This window comes from Roseobacter cerasinus, from assembly GCF_009811755.1.
GTDB lineage: Bacteria > Pseudomonadota > Alphaproteobacteria > Rhodobacterales > Rhodobacteraceae > Roseobacter > Roseobacter cerasinus.
In genome coordinates this window covers 23,369-39,864 of sequence record NZ_BLIV01000005.1, presented here as the reverse complement: position 1 = coordinate 39,864, position 16,496 = coordinate 23,369, and the positions used below count along the sequence as shown (strand labels likewise).

The following is a 16,496-nucleotide window of genomic DNA, read 5'->3' as shown; positions in this document are numbered from 1 at the left end:
AGGGAGGAATAATATGTTGAAATCATTGAGGGATATAAGTGTCGCGGGTGTCGCCGCGACCTTGCTGGCGGGGACGGCGCTGGCCAACCCATATGCGGAGTACGAAGGCACAACAGTGATTGTGAATTTCCCCGCGCACCCGCATTACGACGCGGTGATGCGGGTTCTGCCCGAGTTCACCAAGGAAACCGGCATTGAGGTCGAGGTGGACCAGCTGCCCTACCTGAAGATGCGCGAAAGACAGACGCTGGAGCTGGCGCAGGAGGAGGGCGAATACGACCTGATCTCCTATGTGGTGTTTTCCAAGGCGGACTATGTGTTTGCCGACCAGCTGGAAAACCTGGCCAAATTCTTTATGAACCCCAAACTGGCCGATCCAAGCTATGACGCGGACGACCTGATCGATGGCTATGTGCAGAACATCGGCGTGGCGGGTGGCACCAAAGGGTATCTGCCGGGTCCGACCGGGTCGCTCTTTGGCATTCCGTTTGGGTCGGAAACCTCGGTTCTGGCCTACCGCAAGGACATCTTTGAAAAACACGGGATTGCGGAGCCCGAGACCTACGCGCAGCTGTTGGATGCCGCCTGCAAAATCCCCGAGCTTGAGCCGGGCATGGGCGGCATGGCCTCGCGCGCAGCTTCCGGTCACCAGGCGAGCCATGCCTTCCTGCTGCATCTTGCCCCTTTGGGCGGGCGTGTCTTTGATGACAAATGGAACCCGATCATCAACAACGCCGCCGGTGTTGAGGCCGCAAATGCGCTGAAAACCATCGTGGACTGCGGGCCCGAGGGTGCCATGAGCTTTGGTCCCTCGGAAGCGGCCAACGCCTTTGCGAATGGCGATGCGGCGATGTTCATGGATTCCATCGCCTTCATGCCGGGCTTTGAAAACCCCGACCGCAGCAAGGTTGTCGGCAAGGTCGGCTATGCCATGCACCCCGAGGGCGTGCGCCGCGGGTCACAAACCGGCGGGTTCGGCATTGCCATCCCCAAGAACGCCGAAAACAAGGAAGCGGCCTTCCTGCTGATGCAATGGCTGACCTCCAAGAAAGGCGATCTGATGGTGGCGATGGAGGGCGGCAACCCTTCGCGGTTCTCGACTTATCAGGACGCGGGCCTGAACGAGAAGTACCCCTTCTCGGCCACCTTCGGCGAGGCGCTGAAATATGCTGATCCCGACTGGCGCCCGATCATCCCCGTCTGGGGCAAGATCAACGCGGACATCGGCACAACCATGTCCAAGGTGCTGACCGAAGACCTCGACATTCAGCAAGCGTTGGATGGTGTGGCTGAGCGGACGCGCGCGGTCATGGACGAGGCCGGTTACTACACCTGGCAGTAATCCTCCCATGAGGGGCGCGTGCGCCTGCCGTGCCCCTCACTGTCCCTTCCGGAGTTCCCCATGTCCATCGCACGCGTGAACCGACTGTCGCCCTACATGTTCATGGCTCCGGCTGTGGTGATCATGGCCATCGCGCTGATCTATCCCTTGGGCTACATGATCTGGGGCAGCTTCCGCGATTGGGCGCCAAGCCAGACTATTGGCGAAGCAGAGTTCGTGGGTCTCAAGAATTACATCACCCTGTGGAATGATCCGAACTTCCACGAAAGCCTTACTGTCACCTTGAAGTTCGCCTTTTTCGTCGTCTCCATCGAGATGGTGATCGGTGTCGGGTTGGCTCTGCTGCTGGATCGCGACATTCGCGGCATGTCGATGCTGCGCACCATGCTGATCTTGCCGATGATGATCGCCCCGGTCGTGGTAGGCCTGATGTGGCGCTACATGTATCACCCCACGGTTGGCACGTTTAACCGCACGCTCGACAGTCTGGGCTTGCCGCGCGTCGATTGGCTGGGCGATCACGCGTTGATGAGTGTGATCATCGCCGACATTTGGCAGTGGACGCCCTTCATTTTCATTCTCTCGCTGGCAGCCCTGCAGTCGCTGCCGCGTTCGGCACTTGAAGCTGCACGCATTGACGGGGCGACCGCCTGGCAGCAAATCATCTACATCAAGCTGCCGCTGATGATGCCGGTGCTGATCGTCACCTGCCTGTTGCGCTTGATCGACGCTTTCAAGGTGCTTGAGGTGATCCTCGTTCTCACCGAAGGCGGGCCGGGTCTGTCGACCGAAATTCTCGCGCTGCGCATCTCACGCACCGCGACCGAGTTCCGCGAATTGGGCGTGGCGGCGGCGATGTCCAACTACCTGTTGCTTCTGCTGATGCTGCTGACAGTTGGAATGTTCGCCTTCACCCGCTGGCAAGAAGCCCGTGCCGCCCGCATCCGGGCGCTGGCCGAGGAGGACAGCTGATGCAAACGCAACGTGGCAACGCCGCATTCTACGCGGTTATCTGTGTGATGGTGTTCATGTCCATCGGGCCGGTGCTGCTGATGCTGGTCAACTCCTTCAAGCTGGATGTGGACATCATCTCGGGCACCTCGGGCCTGCTGTTCCTGCCAACCATCCAGAACTATGAAACAGCACTCTGTGACGTGCTGTGGTACGAGCCGGAGCATCTGGATTTCTGTTCGCTGAAATTTGGCGGGGCCTTCGTCAATTCGATCATCATCGCACTGGTCTCGACGATCCTGACGCTGGTGATCGGGTCCATGGCGGCCTATGCGCTGGTGCGGTTCCGGTTCATGGGGCGCGATACGGTCTCTATCAGCACGCTGATGGTGCGCATGGTGCCGCCTGCGGTGCTGCTGGTTCCGGTGTTTGGCCTGTGGAACAACGAGTTCTGCCTTGACAGGGACGGGCTGATTGGCGGGCTGATCCGCGACACCTTCGGCGGGCGGGGCGATGTCTGCCTCGCAGGCACACATTCGGGCATCATTCTGATCTATGTGGCGATGAACTTGCCCTTCGTGATCTGGATCTTGCAGAGTTTCATCGTGCAGGTCCCGCGCTCTCTTGAAGAGGCCGCCCGTGTTGACGGGGCTGGACCTTTCCAGGTGTTCTTTCTTGTGGTGCTGCCGCTGATCAAACCGGGCCTCGCGGCGGCGGCGATCTTCACCTTCCGGATTGCCTGGAACGAGTATCTTCTTGCCTCCGCGCTCTCGGACCGGAACACCAAGACGGTGCCCATTCTCATCGTGAACAACATGAGCGAATTCAATGTCGAATGGGGGGTGATCATGGCCACAGGCATGTTGCTCGCCATTCCTCCGATCATCTTCACGCTTCTGGCCAGCCGCCAGATCATCACCGGGATGACTGCCGGGGCGGTAAAGGGCTGATGGAGTGGCTTTTTGCCCCAATTGATCCGGCGCGCGCGCATGAGGTCGCATCTGGCGTCGCGTGGCATGGCCGCAGCATGGTGCTGGCCTGGGGCATATTGGCCCCGCTCGCTGTTTTGATTGCGCGGTTCTACAAGGTCCTGCCTGGTCAGGACTGGCCGCAGGAACTGGACAGTCAGGTCTGGTGGCGCGGTCATTGGATGGGGCAAAGCCTGGTGTTATTGCTGACGGGAGTCGGCCTTGGACTGGTCTTCCAGACCGGTGAGCCGAGGGACTTGCATGCGAAACTGGGCTACTCGGTCATTGTCCTGGTTTGCGCTCAGGTTGGCCTTGGCGTCTTTCGCGGCACAAAAGGTGGGCCGACATCGCCTGCACCTGACGGCTCACTGCGTGGAGACCACTACGATATGACGCCGTGGCGCGTGATGTTCGAATGGGTACACAAGTCCGTCGGATATGCTCTGCTGCTCTTGGCCTCGCTGACCCTTCTCCTTGGCATGTGGGACGCCAATGCACCCCTATGGATGTGGCTGGTGATCACGCTTTGGTGGATTGGGTTTGCCTTGTTGTTTGTGGCTCTGCAGCGCCAGGGCCACGCCGTGGATACCTATCAAGCGATTTGGGGTCCGGGGACCGAGCATCCAGGCAATCACCGCAAACCCATCGGGTGGGGCATCCGGCGGGATGATGACCATCGACAGCCCGGCGAATAAAAAGCCAACAAGTTCTGCTGTGGCAGCGGCATGGGTGGAAAGATAAGGTCTTCCTGCAGCCTTACAGATCGTCTTCCACCGATCATTATAGCCTTTCGAACTTCCGTAGCCGAATAACCGTTCTTCCATAAGACCGCCGATCTTGCGGCTCCTTGGCGATGACGCGCGCCGGAAGACCCTCCAGAACGACCTCCAGGTCCGGCGATGCCCGATGCGCCAGGCTCAGACGTTTCGACGTGAGTATTTGCAGAAGGGTGAAGAGGTCATCTGGCCTATGCCCCGCGCAACCACGCGTCGTCAAACGCGTAAGCACCGACCCCGGCCAGCCGGGTGAGCCGCGCAAGCTCGGCCTCAAAGGCGGCAACGCGGCCTTTGCCCCAGCGCACCTTGGGTTCGGGCCAGAGCGCGCGGACCTGAAGCACATCCCGGTCGCGGAACGCCTTCATATCCACCCGGCCGACCAGCCTGTCGCCTTCGAGGATCGGAAAGACATAATAACCGTATTTGCGCTTGGCTTCGGGCACGAAGATCTCGATCCGGTAGTCGAAACCGAAGAGCCGCTCGGCCCGTTTGCGGTCGCGCAACGCCGGGTCGAAGGGGCTCAGCACGCGCAGGCGCGATGTGGGCTCGGTGCTCAGCGCCGGGTCGGCGAGGATGTCGGGCCGGGCGTAGCAGCTCTGTGCCTTGCCCGTTGCGGTGATCACCTCTATGGGCTGCAACGCCCTGCGCGCCAGCGCCTCGGCGCACCAGGCCTTGGCCTCCTCAAGCGTCACGTGATCCCAGAACGCCGCCAGCTCCGCCGGGGTTGCAAAGCCCAACCGATCCAGCGCATTGGCGCAGCACCAATCGACAATCGCCGCATGTTCCTCTGCCTCCAGAGGATGACAGAGCGTCTGGTCGATCACCCGTTCGGTCAGGTCATAGCGCTTGCGGAACCCGTCGCGCCCCACGACGCAGAGCGCTCCGCTGCGCCACAGGTATTCCAGCGCCGTTTTTGACGGGTGCCAGTCCCACCAGCCGCCCGAACCGCGCTTCTCGTCCAGTCCCACATCGGAGGAACAGAGCGGCCCCTGCTCCCGGATCTGGTCGAGCACCGGCTGGAACTGCGCCTCGAAGCCGTCGCGGCGCCATTCGCTCCATTTCTCACGCAACCGTGCCGCGTCGCGCTCGCGCCGCAGCTGCCACTGGCGATAGAAGGCCATGGGGATCACGGCGGCATCATGGGTCCAGTGCTCAAAGAGCTGCCGATCGCGCTCATAGAGCAGTTTCAACGCCTTGGGCCGATAGGTTGGGCGCCGCGAGAACAGGATGAGGTCATGCGCGCGCGCCAGCGTGTTGATGCTGTCGAGCTGCACAAACCCCAGCCGTTCGATTAGCGCCAGCAGGTCAGCGCCTTTCGCGGGCCCCGCGGGGGCCTCACTCAGGGCGTGCCGGTCGAGGAAGAGGCGGCGCGCAGCTTTATTATCGAGAACGGCTGTGTTCATCGCCGCTGGGTGCGGCGCAGCGTGTCCCCATAGGTGATCGTGGGGGTGAGCGCGATGCGTGCCGGCTCGCCCGGGTCCGCGTCTTCCGGCAGCGCGCTGCGGTCAATGATGATCTGCGCCGCTGCGGCCCCGATCTCGGAGCGACAAGCGTCCATCGTCGCGAGCTTGCGCGGCAGCCCTTGCAGCAGTTCAACACCGTTGAATCCCGCCAGACCAACCTGCCCCGGCACGTCAATCCCTTCGTCAAGCAGGTAAAGCAGGCCACCCGCCCCGATCATATCATTGGAATAATAGAGAAAATCCAGATCCGGCGACCGGTCCAGCATAGCGGCTGTCATTTCGCGCCCCTTGGCCAGCGCCGAGCCGCCCGAGTAGAAGTCGCGCGCCTCGATCTCGATCCCGGCCTTCGTCAGCCCTTCGGTGAACCCTTCGAAACGTTTCCGCGCGCGGTGATCGAGTGGCATCTTCGTGCCCATGAAGCCGATGCGGGTGTAGCCCTCTTTGAGGATCGCCGCCGCCATCATCCGCCCCGCCCGGCGGTGCGAAATGCCCACCATCGCATCGACCGGGTTGCCGTCTGTGTCCATGATCTCGACCACCGGGATACCCGCGTTCTGCAGCATCGCGCGCGCCGGGTCCGAATGCTCCAGCCCGGCGATGATCACGCCCGAGGGTCGCCAGGACAGCATCTCGTAGAGCACCTGCTCCTCTTTCTCCGGCAGGTAGTCGGTGACACCGACGACGGGCTGCAGCGGCGTGCCGTCAAAGGTGCGGTTGATGCCAGTCAGCACCTCGGGGAAGACCATATTCGACAGCGAGGGGATGATCACCGCCACCAGGTTCACCCGCTGCGAAGCCAGCGAGCCCGCGATCTGGTTCGGCACGTAGCCAAGCGCCTTCGCCGCCTCCAGCACCTTCTGCCGCGTGGCCTCCGAGACGTCCCCGCGGTTGCGCAGAACCCGGCTCACCGTCATCTCCGACACCCCGCAGGCTTCCGATACATCACGAAGGGTCAAGGGGCGCTGCTTTGGTCTTGTCACTTGGAATGTCCTGTATTGGTGCCCCTTGGTACCGCAGGAGCGCACCCGCTATCAAGGACACTTCGGAAGAGGATTTGACCGATGACAAAACAACCGAGTTGCCATAAACCAATCGCGAGTGGCCCCGTGGCTCAACTGGATAGAGCAGCCCCCTCCTAAGGGGCAGGTTGCAGGTTCGAATCCTGCCGGGGTCGCCATTTTGCTATCTGCATGATTTTTTCTCCGATCTTACAATAGGTTGCGCGGGTGTGTCCCGCTTTGAGGTAGGCGTGTCCCATTTCAGGCCGCCCCTACCAGCAATTTGACCATGCGTTCACGGTCAGCGGCGCGCGTATAACGCTCCACCTCTGAAAGGCTCATATGACCGGCCATCGCCGCGATTTGGTGCGTGGTGGCGTCGTTCTCAGCCCAGTAAATGCAAAAGGCTTTGCGCAGGCCATGAAGGCGTGACGCCATCCCAGCCGCGCCCGCCGCGTCCCCAAACTCATTGCCTAGGCTCGCCGCCTTAAATGGCTTGCCAACCTGAGTGAGGATGAATGCCGGAGCTATGTCGGGCGTCCGGTCGATCACTGCGCGCAACTCAGCGGTGAGAGGCACCCTTGCAATGATCCCGCTTTTCTGGCGCTCATAAACCAGTAGATCGTCTTTGATGTTCTTGCGCCCGAGTTTGGCGAGGTCAGTCCGCGCGGCACCAGTGTAGAGGCCTAAATCAAATATCAGGCGCTCGCGCGTGCCGACGGGCCAGCGGTTTTGAAAAGCGGCAATGTCCTCAGCGTCTGCGACCGGGAAGCCCTGAATTTTCGGCTTGTCCAGTTCGATCCCTACTAACGGGTTTTTGCGAATGAAGCCTAACCGGCGCAGATGTTCAAACACAGGCTTTAGGGCCTTGTATTCGTTCACGGCACCATGGCCACCCTTGGCACATAGGGCGCGTTCTATCGCCTCGCTGGTGATCGTCTTGACCGGGCGCGCGCCTTGGGCCTTGCGATAGCGTTTGAAGATCGCAGAGCGGGCGTCACGAGTGCCGTCCGCATACTTCGCCCACTTGTCATTACCGGACGTGTAGAGGTCCAGCGCCCATGCAAAAGTGCCAGCCTCAGGTGTTTCGGTATCGGGTGGCATGTCCTGCCACCGCGCGTGTTCAGCCGCCCAAGCAGCTAAAACTTTGGGGTCAGTTGGATGTAGACCGTGAACACCCAAAGAGCGCTCCACATCACGACGACGATACGTGTGAAACCATCGCCCACGGCGCAGTTTCGATCGAAGGTAAGGCAATTTCTTCATGCTGCATCTCCGGAGAATGGTTTGCCTGCCCACTCATCAGCTTCGTCGCCTTTCTCTGGATATTCAAAGACTACACCATCAGGTCCAACGCCTTTGATGCGAACTCCGGGGCACAGATCACGGGCAATTTTATATGCCTCTTCAATCTGACGCTTGGTTGGCATGGAAGGCGAGCGGGGGTTTGGCATCCTCAATCAGCCTCCCAGTGGCCTGTTAAGATTTTCCTTTGCAATACCCGGTTCGATCAGAGCTTCGATATGGGAAGGCAGCAAAAGCATCAAATGCCCAAGTTGGCGGTAGTTTCCGGTTTCGCGCGCTTTTGAGCGAATTAGTCGTGGCGATACATGTACCCCGTGTCCAGCAAGGGTCTGGCTCCATTCTTCCGGGGTTCGACCATGCGTCAGCAGTTCGGGCACCGTTTTTCTCCGTTCCATGTAACTTTTCGCAATTAAGCGCAGTTTTGCTTTACAAACAAGATGCGTCTTGTCAGGATGCAAAAAATCGGAACTATAGGACTGATTTGGCATGGCACACTTCACAATTCAGGGATTTGACGGTACACCTGAGCAGCAACACGAGGCCGAAGAAGCGGCGATGCAGGCGATGATCAATGATCAAACTCTCGCTCAAGCGCTCAGTGTGAAAGTGCATGAAAACCTTGAGGCGTTCCGTAAAAAACGGAAATTCAAGAAATCTGAAATGGCTGAAATGATGGGCGTGTCATCGCGAAGCTACTATATGTACGAAACGGGTAAACGAGCAATTCCCTCCAGTGCCCTTGTTCAGTTAGAGGCATTCACTGGAGCTGATCTGAACGAAGTCCTCCTAGGAGGCTCGAAGGCTCCAAACCTGGATGCGATCAGGTTCGTTGTTGATGAGGCCATAAAGGCGCTTTGTTTTCTCGGTCATAAGTACGAAAGCATGCCAATGAAGACAAAGCGGGCTGTCATTGACAAAATGTTCGCATGGCAAACCGATGGTGTCAGGGCGAGACCTAGCGACATAGTCGACGCTGTAAGGTCGGTAACCCGCTACAAGTATCACCCTGAAGATCTACCAGCACCACCCTTCTGTGAGGACTATGGAGAAGATCAGGAGTCCTACGAACGTGACACGGTTGCTTGGGACAAGATGGTCGCCGAGGATATGCCGGACGGCGTAAGCGGCCACTTGGCGAATGGTGAATGAACGCAACGCCGCTGCATATGATCCTGTCGAGCGCTGCAGGAAGTTCTCTGGACAAAAGGGTTTATCTGACATGGACACGATCACATTCTTCGCAAACAAGGGCGGTTCTGGTCGTACGGTATCCACAATGGCGCTCGCCTCTGGCTTTCTCGCCCAGGGAAAACGGGTTGCGGTGATGGATTGTAGTGACCTCGCGTGGTGCCAGGTTTCACCGCTTCGCGCTTGGACAAAACGGATGACTAGATGTGGGTTTTGCGGCCAACAACTGAGTCTTTTGGAATGTGAAACTAGCGACGAGGTTGAAGACGCGGTAGCTGTCGCACATGCAACCGGCATCGATATCTTGTTGATCGATACCTCCGCAAGAATCTACGAACCTCAAGCTGTCGCTTTGGGCATGGCTGACATGATTGTCGCGCCAGCGATCGGCCCGTTTGAGAGTAAGAGAATCGTCGCAGGAATTTCTGAATATCCACAAGCTTCCGAAACAGTGTTTGGCCTAGTCATCGATTACCAGAATAGGGCATCGCAAGCAGCCAAGACGCGCAAGGGTTTTGGGTATCATTCCGTGCTGAAGTCTGAACTGCCTTGGGCTGAAGCTTTATCTGAACAGATCTTACACGGAGACATCCCCCAACTGGTCTCTCGGCTTGCGCGCCGACCAGGTGAATCAGGCTTTGCCCGTTACCGTGAAGCTCAAGCTGCTTTGGTATCCGTCCAACGGTTAGCTTTCGAGGTGGATTGGGCGCTGAAGGGTCATCGACTTGAACCGACCACCATCGGGCAATCTCGGAACATCGATAACGTTTTAGCTGTTGTTTGAAGAAACTGTGACATCAAGAATCTCCAATTTGTGCGGGCTTCGACACATGGTGAAAGCTTTGCGATGAAAAATGGAGCGCAAATTATAACTTATGCACCATCTCGGCTAATCGCTGCAAACAAGGCTGTGGATGCGGTGTATAAATCCGGTGCGAGTTTCGGCTCGTTCTGATAAGCTGACCCTATGTTGATCGGCTACGCCAGGGTATCTACCCAAGCCCAGAGCCTCGACCGCCAGATCGGAGCGCTGAATGGCGCGGGCGTGGATCGCATCTTTCGCGAGAAGGCCACGGCCAAGACGGTCAAGGGCCGTCCTCAGCTCGAGAAGGCAATTGACGCGCTCGGAACCAACGATGTGCTTGTGATCGCGGAATGGGATAGAGCCACGCGGTCTATGATGGACGGTATCACCATTATTCAGCGCGTAGCCTCAATAGGCGAGCTATTCGCGAAGTAACTAGACCGAGGAGAATTTCCGGGTGCTAGCTCATTTACCTAGTTTTCGAAGCGCATGCCGAGGGCAACTGACTTTTAACGGTTAATGTCTACGCCCTTTTCGTGGCAGACCTGGCGGCAGATGTCGCGCACGCGAAGCCGGATATCGCCATGCAGCACCTTGTAGCGATACTTCGTCGACCAGACGATGTGATAACGGTGATAAAATACGCAATGGCTGCCGGTGGAATAATGCATGTCGATACCTTCTGAAAAATGAGCCTTCGACGCCGGCTGCGGCTCATTTTTCAGAAGGTATCGACATATGACATTTGTTTCACGCTAAAGCGGGACCGACTGGAAGTCGGTGGGTTTGCTCCAAAGAGTGGATACTAAAGGCAGCAATGTCCCGCACTGTCGCCATCCGATCGCTTTGCAGCAAAGGTCTGGAGAGAGCCCATTTCGGAAGCCTCGCAAGCTTGCCGCGCGCACGCATCATTGAAGATCGACGCACCTGCGCAAAATAGCCTGCTGCACAGCGGCAGGAATGGCTGCCATTGATGCATCTTGCAGCGAAGTTTCAGAGATGGCCCCGCTTTGCTCGAACAACCAACCTTCTGTCTTTGATAGCTGGAGAATTCAGTAGGGAGAATTACGATTGGTCAAGCCTCGTATTAAGCCCACCTGTTAGGAAGTCGTTAGTGCCTTCCGCCGAAGGTTCACCTCAGAGAATCTGAGGGGAGTTACAGATGTCAAATTCAGAAGAGTTGATCCCTACGGTGCTTGCGGCGCAGGACCCTGCGACGACGGTGCTGTCGGATGGCGGTAGCCTGCTTGTCTGGGCCTCACCGGATGCGAACCAGACCGGCATCTGGGCGCAGCGCTATGATGCGGCAGGTCAGCCTGTTGGCGCGATCTACCAGATCAACACCACGACCACAGGCGGTCAGTCAGTACCAGACATTGTGACGCTCACGGATGGGTCGCTTGTTGTGGTCTGGGAGGATCGCAGTGGCAATGATGGCGATAAAGACGGCATCTACGCACAGCGTCTTGATGCCACCGGTGCGCCCTTGGGCAGTGAGTTTGTGGTCAACTCCACAACACTGGACGATCAGACGCTCCCCGAGATCACAGCCCTACCAAACGGCGGTTTCGTAGTGCTCTGGAGTGGGACCAGTCAGGCCGGGAACCCTGGCTTTGGATCGGCGGGCGTGTTCTTCCAGCTCTACGACGCGGCAGGCACTCCGATTGGCTCCGAGACGCAGGCCAATCAATATGATCCGCAAACTATTAGCGGCGGCTATGCCATTGAAGGGCTCGCCGATGGCGGCTTCGTCGTGATGTGGAATGCCAACGATGGTCTATGGGGTGGAGATCACCAAAGCGGGATCTATGCGCAACGCTATGATGCCACCGGCCAAGCCGTAGGATCAGAGTTCCACGTCAACTCCACGACCGCAGATATCCAGTTCTTTCCCGAGATTATCAGCACCGAAGACGGCGGGTTCATTGGGATCTGGGCGTCTATTGACAACAACGGCGCCTTCGACCCCGCACAAAACGGCTTTTTCCTGCAGCGCTACGCCGCTGATGGCGCAACGGTCGGCGAAGAGACGAGACTGCAGACCGATGGCTTTCAGGCCCCGATTTTCAAAAGTGTAACATCTGTTGGTCTCAATGATGGCGGCTTTGCACTCCTCTGGATTGATGTCATAGACGGCACCATTCACGTGCAATCCTTCGGCATCGACGGTTCCGCTCTCACCGCCGCCCACGTCATCCAGAACAGCAGGGACGACACGCCAGACCTCGATCAAGCACCCGACGTTCGCCTCATCGTCACCTGGGGAGACTACACCTCCGCCGATTTCCCCATCTACAGAGAATACATCGATGCACCTCCACCAGCAGTATTCGGTTCCCAGGATGTCATCTCCGGCACGTCTGGCAATGATATCATCGACGGTACATATTTGGACGCAGAGGGAGACACTGTTTCCACAACTAACGACTTCATACTTGCAGGCGCCGGTGACGACACCGTCAATTCCGCTGATGGCGATGATGTTACTTACGGCGGAAGTGGCGATGATCTGCTACTGGGCGGGGCTGGCAACGACACCCTCACAGGCGATGCAGGCACAGACACCTTGACCGGCGGCAGCGGCGCCGACGTGTTCGTCTTCAAACCCAACACAGGAACCGACACGATCATTGATTTCGATGCGGCGGAAGGTGATCTGATCCAAATCTACGGTGTATCGGGCCGTCCTGAAAGCTGGCTCCATTCTCGCTCGAAAACCTGCTTTACCTTGATGCACAAGGTTTCAGGTAACACTGCGCGCAACACTTTAGACAACAATTTGATCATGCGTCCCTGCCGCAGTACTTCGGTCTTAAGGGCTGCGTTTTCTGCCCGCAGACGTGCGAATTCTACCGCATCGGATGAGAGCATAGACTGCGTGATCGCTTCTGCATCCTCAACGGCACCTGAAATGACGCGATCCATAAAGGCCTCGGCATTGGCTTGCGCAGCTTCCGTTATGTGCTCAGATGAGGCTCGCGCCGCCTGTTCGGCTTTTGTGCCAGCACGCTCAATCAGCTTAGTCGCTGTTTCTGAAAGAGGGTGATCAGCGTCATCTCCCGGAACCCCTCCGTCTAGTTGTCGCTCAACCTCTGCTTGAAGCTTCCTCTCTTCTTGATGAGCGGCGTATGCCTCGGGCGACAGCCTGTCTGGATCATCGCTTTGCTTGCGCTTTCCGCGTTCGGCCCACTTGATGTGCGCGCTTTTTCTCATCCTGCCTGCGGCGTCTTCCAAAAGAGTGGTCGAGGGTATCCCTTCGAACCCACTCCGGCTGCGCCTGCGCGGACCGTACCGATCCTTGCCAGCCGCCCCATGGGCGGCACAAAACCCATCTTCCCCCTGCCTCATGGGGGGCGATGTCCAGATGGGTTTTGAGGTGGTTGACCGATTGGAATTGTGGAATTCATCAGCAGCTATCCTCGAAACTTGGTGATGACAAACATCACCAAGACGAGCAGAGCTGCGTAACTGGTTGCCATGGACCAGATCAGGATCATGGCGGACGCAAGATAGAACGCGAGGCCATCGCTAGTTAGATCGTCTACTGCAAAGCCCAGAAGAAATCCCCATAAGAGCAATGCTAGGACAAGCGACCAAGCTGCAGGCAAGGCGTCTGATGATGGCTCGGGCATCTGGTGTTCGAAGGGGACGATCCAGCGGCACACGGAGCTTGGGGAGCCCGCCGATAAGGAATGGATCGAGGCGTTCTGCAGAGCCGCTGAAGGGCTGGCCATTGAGGTCGACGTCTCACTGCCGTCAGAACGCGTGGTTCGGATGTTGAACCAGATCATTGCATGGCGCGGGAAGCCGTTGGCCATTCGCGTGGAAAATGGCCCCGAATACGTCAGTGCCAGGCTCCAGAATTGGGCGGAGAACGCAGGGCCCGGTTTGATCTATATCCAACCGGGCAAGCCCCAGCAGAACGCCTATGTCTAGCGATACAACGGGACCATTCGCACCGAATGGTTGGGGCGATATCACTTCACCAGCATCGCGGAGGTCCAAGACCACGCCACCCGTTGGCTCTGGACTTACAACAACGAAAGGCCAAACATGGGCATCGGAGGCATTACTCCGATGCAAAAACTGAAAGCAGCTTAGATTCTACTGAAGCACCCCTCCAAAAATTGGGGGAATACCCATGGACGCTTCAGCCCGGTCCACGCCGAACTCCGCCTGGACGGCGGGCATGATCACGATGATGGACCACATGCCCACATTGACGACCACGGCAATGGCCAGGGTCAGCAGCTGTCTGATCCAGGAATAGGAGCTGTCGGTGATGGTCGCAGACATGAAAGCCTCCTTCCGCTCCATCTGGGCCCAGGCAGGCGATAGTGACAGGGCAGAAAAACTCGGCTGGCATTAAGACGGTGGAAAGACCTTCTGCGCTATCTCCAATGTCGGGTGAAAATGAGAGTGGTGAGTTATGGCTGCGCAGAGCAATCTGGCACCAGTCATCATCAAACGGAAGAAAATCATTGCCGGCGGCCACCATGGTGGCGCCTGGAAGGTCGCTTATGCGGACTTCGTGACAGCGATGATGGCGTTCTTCATGATGATGTGGCTGTTGAATGCGACAACAGAACAGCAACGCAAAGGGCTGGCGGATTACTTCTCGCCCACCATTCCGGTGAACCGCGTCTCCGGTGGCGGGGATGGTGCGTTTGGCGGTGAGAGTATCTTCTCGGAGGAGACGCTGCCGCAGAACGGCCTGGGTGCAACCACGAATTATGCGGCACAGCAGCAGCAATCGCGTGGGGACAGCGGGACCGATGAGGATTCCGGCGAACAAGACGCAACGCGTGATGAGTTGGAAGAGATCATCGCCGAACTGACCGCGCTTGGCGGCGAGAGCACCGTCATGGAAAATGCGCTCCAGCATATTGTGACGCGGATTACGGATGAGGGCCTGGTGATCGAGCTTTTCGCTTTGAATGGTCTACCGCTGTTTGTTGATGACACCGATGTACCGACGCCGCTGATGGAGACGCTGGTGCAGATGGTCGCCATGGTCAGTCAGAGTGTGACAAACGACATCGCAATTGGCGGGCATGTGCGTGCAGGACCAATCGTTTTGGCAGACAATCCGGTTTGGGACAGCTCCGCAGCGCGCGCCACCCGCACACGGCTGATGCTGCAAGGCAATGACATTCCGTCGAACCGCATGCAGCGGGTCACAGGCCACGCCGACCGGGAGCCGGTGCATCGTAACCCGATGGCCACACGCAATGACAGGGTGGAGATTGTGCTGCTGCGCTGAATTGTGACGAAAACGGGGCAGAAATAGGGCGGATTTTATCTGTTAGCGCGGTGTTAAGCCCGGGCGTCTATCTGGGTGGTCAGTGGATGATCACTTCAGAAAGGCGTGCCCATGTCAATTTCCTCCTCGCTCAATGCAGGTGTCGCAGGTTTGCAAACCAATGCACAGCGGTTGGCCTCCATTTCGGACAACATCGCGAATTCCTCCACCGCAGGCTACAAGCGGGTGCAGACGGACTTTGAATCCATGGTCCTGTCGCCGGGCGGTGGCTCTTATGCCGCCGGTGGCGTGCGCGCAAGTACGGTGCGCATGATTGAAGAGCGTGGAACGCTGACCGGGACGTCCAATGCAACGGATCTGGCGATCCGGGGCGGCGGCATGCTGCCTGTCGCCAGAGAGGCGCAGGTCAACACCGCAGGAACAGATGCGTCGATGTTCCTGACCACAACAGGGTCGTTCCGGACAGACGCCAATGGGTACCTGAAAACGGAATCCGGCCTTGTCCTTATGGGGTGGCCGGCGAACCCTGACGGCTCAATTCCGCTGTTTCCGCGCAATACAGCTGATGGTTTGGAGCCGATGCGTATTCAGACCACCCAACTGGCCGGCAACCCGACCCAAAACATCTCACTGGGTATCAACCTGCCCGCGACCGAGACGGAAGCAGGCGCGCCCGCGAATACCTACAACTCGACGGTCGAATACTTCGACAACCTCGGCACGTCGCAGAGCATCAATATCTCCTTCATCCCGACACCTCCTGCCTTGCCGACTGACCCCGCGACAAATGAATGGACCATGGTGCTGACGGATTCCGCACAGGCCGGTGACGAAATCGGGCGCTATACGCTTACGTTCGCGGATACCACAACGGCAGGAGGCACCCTCGCGTCTGTGACGCCAATCGCAACCGTTGCGCCAGCTGGACCCAGCCCTGCGTTCAACAACGGGATTATTACGGTCAATGCCGCTCGCGGCCCTATTGAAATTGATATGGGTGACATTGGCGACACCAACCTGACGCAGGTGTCTTTTGACTTTACGGCTGCCGGAACAACCAAAGACGGCTCTGCGATCGGCAACTTCGTGGGCCTTGATGTCGATGTGAATGGCTTTGTGCGTGCCACATTCGATACAGGCGAGATCCGCACAATCTATCAGATCCCGGTAGTGGGTGTGCCTAACCCGAACGGGCTGCAGTCCTTTGACAATCAGACTTACCTGACGTCGCGCGCCAGCGGGGACTTCTTCCTGTGGGATGCCGGGGACGGGCCCACCGGCGACGTTGTGGCCTTCGCACGTGAAGGGTCAGCCACCGACGTTGCGGGCGAACTGACCGACATGATCCAAACGCAACGGGCGTATTCGTCCAACGCCAAGGTCATCCAAACCGTTGATGAGATGTTGCAGGAGACAACCAACATCAAACGGTAGGAC

17 protein-coding genes, 1 tRNA gene and 2 pseudogenes are annotated in these 16,496 nt (G+C 58.1%); 12 read left to right on the top strand and 8 right to left on the bottom strand.

Going from position 1 to position 16,496, the window contains the following annotated elements:
- Positions 1-13 precede the first annotated feature (13 nt).
- From So717_RS13260 to So717_RS13245, 4 genes are read left to right on the top strand one after another with little or no spacing between them, the layout of a single operon-like run.
- On the top strand, positions 14-1,342 hold the full coding sequence (locus So717_RS13260) for an extracellular solute-binding protein (RefSeq protein WP_159978069.1): 1,329 nt from the start codon (positions 14-16) through the stop codon (positions 1,340-1,342).
- Positions 1,343-1,402: 60 nt separating this feature from the next.
- Positions 1,403-2,314 (top strand): carbohydrate ABC transporter permease, encoded by a 912-nt coding sequence (locus tag So717_RS13255; protein WP_159978067.1) that lies wholly within the window; start codon positions 1,403-1,405, stop codon positions 2,312-2,314.
- Complete coding sequence (locus So717_RS13250) at positions 2,314-3,243, top strand: carbohydrate ABC transporter permease (protein WP_159978065.1); 930 nt, start codon at positions 2,314-2,316, stop codon at positions 3,241-3,243. The genes So717_RS13255 and So717_RS13250 overlap by 1 nt, the downstream gene beginning before the upstream one ends.
- On the top strand, positions 3,243-3,956 hold the full coding sequence (locus So717_RS13245; protein ID WP_159978063.1) for a cytochrome b561 domain-containing protein: 714 nt from the start codon (positions 3,243-3,245) through the stop codon (positions 3,954-3,956). The genes So717_RS13250 and So717_RS13245 overlap by 1 nt, the downstream gene beginning before the upstream one ends.
- Positions 3,957-4,228: 272 nt before the next feature.
- Here So717_RS13245 and So717_RS13240 read toward each other — a convergent pair whose 3' ends face one another.
- Positions 4,229-5,440: a winged helix-turn-helix domain-containing protein gene (locus So717_RS13240; RefSeq protein ID WP_159978061.1), complete on the bottom strand. Its 1,212-nt coding sequence runs from the start codon at positions 5,438-5,440 to the stop codon at positions 4,229-4,231.
- Positions 5,437-6,480, bottom strand: a complete 1,044-nt coding sequence (locus So717_RS13235) for a LacI family DNA-binding transcriptional regulator (protein ID WP_159978059.1) — start codon at positions 6,478-6,480, stop codon at positions 5,437-5,439. The genes So717_RS13240 and So717_RS13235 overlap by 4 nt, the downstream gene beginning before the upstream one ends.
- 120 nt (positions 6,481-6,600) lie before the next feature.
- Between So717_RS13235 and So717_RS13230 the strand changes: the two genes are divergently transcribed.
- Positions 6,601-6,677: transfer RNA gene (locus tag So717_RS13230), tRNA-Arg, on the top strand.
- A gap of 82 nt (positions 6,678-6,759) precedes the next feature.
- Here the strand turns inward: So717_RS13230 and So717_RS13225 are convergent.
- The 3 genes from So717_RS13225 to So717_RS13215 are packed head-to-tail and all read right to left on the bottom strand — an operon-like array spanning position 6,760 to position 8,291.
- Positions 6,760-7,764, bottom strand: a complete 1,005-nt coding sequence (locus So717_RS13225; protein WP_159978057.1) for a tyrosine-type recombinase/integrase — start codon at positions 7,762-7,764, stop codon at positions 6,760-6,762.
- Complete coding sequence (locus So717_RS13220) at positions 7,761-7,928, bottom strand: hypothetical protein (protein WP_159978055.1); 168 nt, start codon at positions 7,926-7,928, stop codon at positions 7,761-7,763. The genes So717_RS13225 and So717_RS13220 overlap by 4 nt, the downstream gene beginning before the upstream one ends.
- A gap of 30 nt (positions 7,929-7,958) precedes the next feature.
- Positions 7,959-8,291 carry a hypothetical protein gene (locus So717_RS13215; protein WP_159978053.1) on the bottom strand — a complete coding sequence of 111 codons (333 nt, stop codon included), beginning with the start codon at positions 8,289-8,291 and terminating at the stop codon, positions 7,959-7,961.
- Between So717_RS13215 and So717_RS13210 the strand changes: the two genes are divergently transcribed.
- From So717_RS13210 to So717_RS13200, 3 genes are all read left to right on the top strand, one after another.
- Entirely contained in the window at positions 8,290-8,952 is a 663-nt protein-coding gene (locus So717_RS13210) for a helix-turn-helix domain-containing protein (protein ID WP_159978051.1), read from the top strand. The genes So717_RS13215 and So717_RS13210 overlap by 2 nt on opposite strands.
- Positions 8,953-9,022: 70 nt before the next feature.
- Positions 9,023-9,775, top strand: a complete 753-nt coding sequence (locus So717_RS13205; protein WP_159978049.1) for a division plane positioning ATPase MipZ — start codon at positions 9,023-9,025, stop codon at positions 9,773-9,775.
- Between the two features lie 183 nt (positions 9,776-9,958).
- On the top strand, positions 9,959-10,231 hold the full coding sequence (locus So717_RS13200; RefSeq protein ID WP_238840918.1) for a recombinase family protein: 273 nt from the start codon (positions 9,959-9,961) through the stop codon (positions 10,229-10,231).
- A gap of 83 nt (positions 10,232-10,314) precedes the next feature.
- Here So717_RS13200 and So717_RS13195 read toward each other — a convergent pair.
- A pseudogene (locus So717_RS13195) lies at positions 10,315-10,467 on the bottom strand (transposase); the annotation flags it as partial.
- A 521-nt stretch (positions 10,468-10,988) separates the two neighbouring features.
- Here So717_RS13195 and So717_RS13190 point away from each other — a divergent pair.
- A complete protein-coding gene (locus tag So717_RS13190) occupies positions 10,989-12,842 on the top strand; it encodes a calcium-binding protein (protein WP_159978047.1) in 1,854 nt (617 codons plus the stop codon).
- A gap of 367 nt (positions 12,843-13,209) precedes the next feature.
- Here the strand turns inward: So717_RS13190 and So717_RS13185 are convergent, their stop codons facing one another.
- Positions 13,210-13,614, bottom strand: a complete 405-nt coding sequence (locus tag So717_RS13185; RefSeq protein WP_438810662.1) for a hypothetical protein — start codon at positions 13,612-13,614, stop codon at positions 13,210-13,212.
- Between So717_RS13185 and So717_RS13180 the strand changes: the two are divergent.
- Positions 13,517-13,897: pseudogene (locus So717_RS13180) on the top strand (integrase core domain-containing protein); the annotation flags it as partial. The gene So717_RS13185 and the pseudogene So717_RS13180 sit on opposite strands and share 98 nt — an antisense overlap.
- A 3-nt stretch (positions 13,898-13,900) precedes the next feature.
- Here So717_RS13180 and So717_RS13175 read toward each other — a convergent pair.
- A complete protein-coding gene (locus So717_RS13175) occupies positions 13,901-14,092 on the bottom strand; it encodes a hypothetical protein (protein WP_202981912.1) in 192 nt (63 codons plus the stop codon).
- Positions 14,093-14,225: 133 nt separating this feature from the next.
- On the opposite strand from So717_RS13175, the gene So717_RS13170 reads away from it, so the two are divergent.
- Both So717_RS13170 and So717_RS13165 read left to right on the top strand, forming a co-directional pair.
- Positions 14,226-15,059 carry a flagellar motor protein MotB gene (locus tag So717_RS13170; protein WP_159978043.1) on the top strand — a complete coding sequence of 278 codons (834 nt, stop codon included), beginning with the start codon at positions 14,226-14,228 and terminating at the stop codon, positions 15,057-15,059.
- A gap of 111 nt (positions 15,060-15,170) precedes the next feature.
- A complete protein-coding gene (locus tag So717_RS13165; protein WP_159978041.1) occupies positions 15,171-16,493 on the top strand; it encodes a flagellar hook protein FlgE in 1,323 nt (440 codons plus the stop codon).
- The last annotated feature ends 3 nt before the right edge of the window (positions 16,494-16,496 follow it).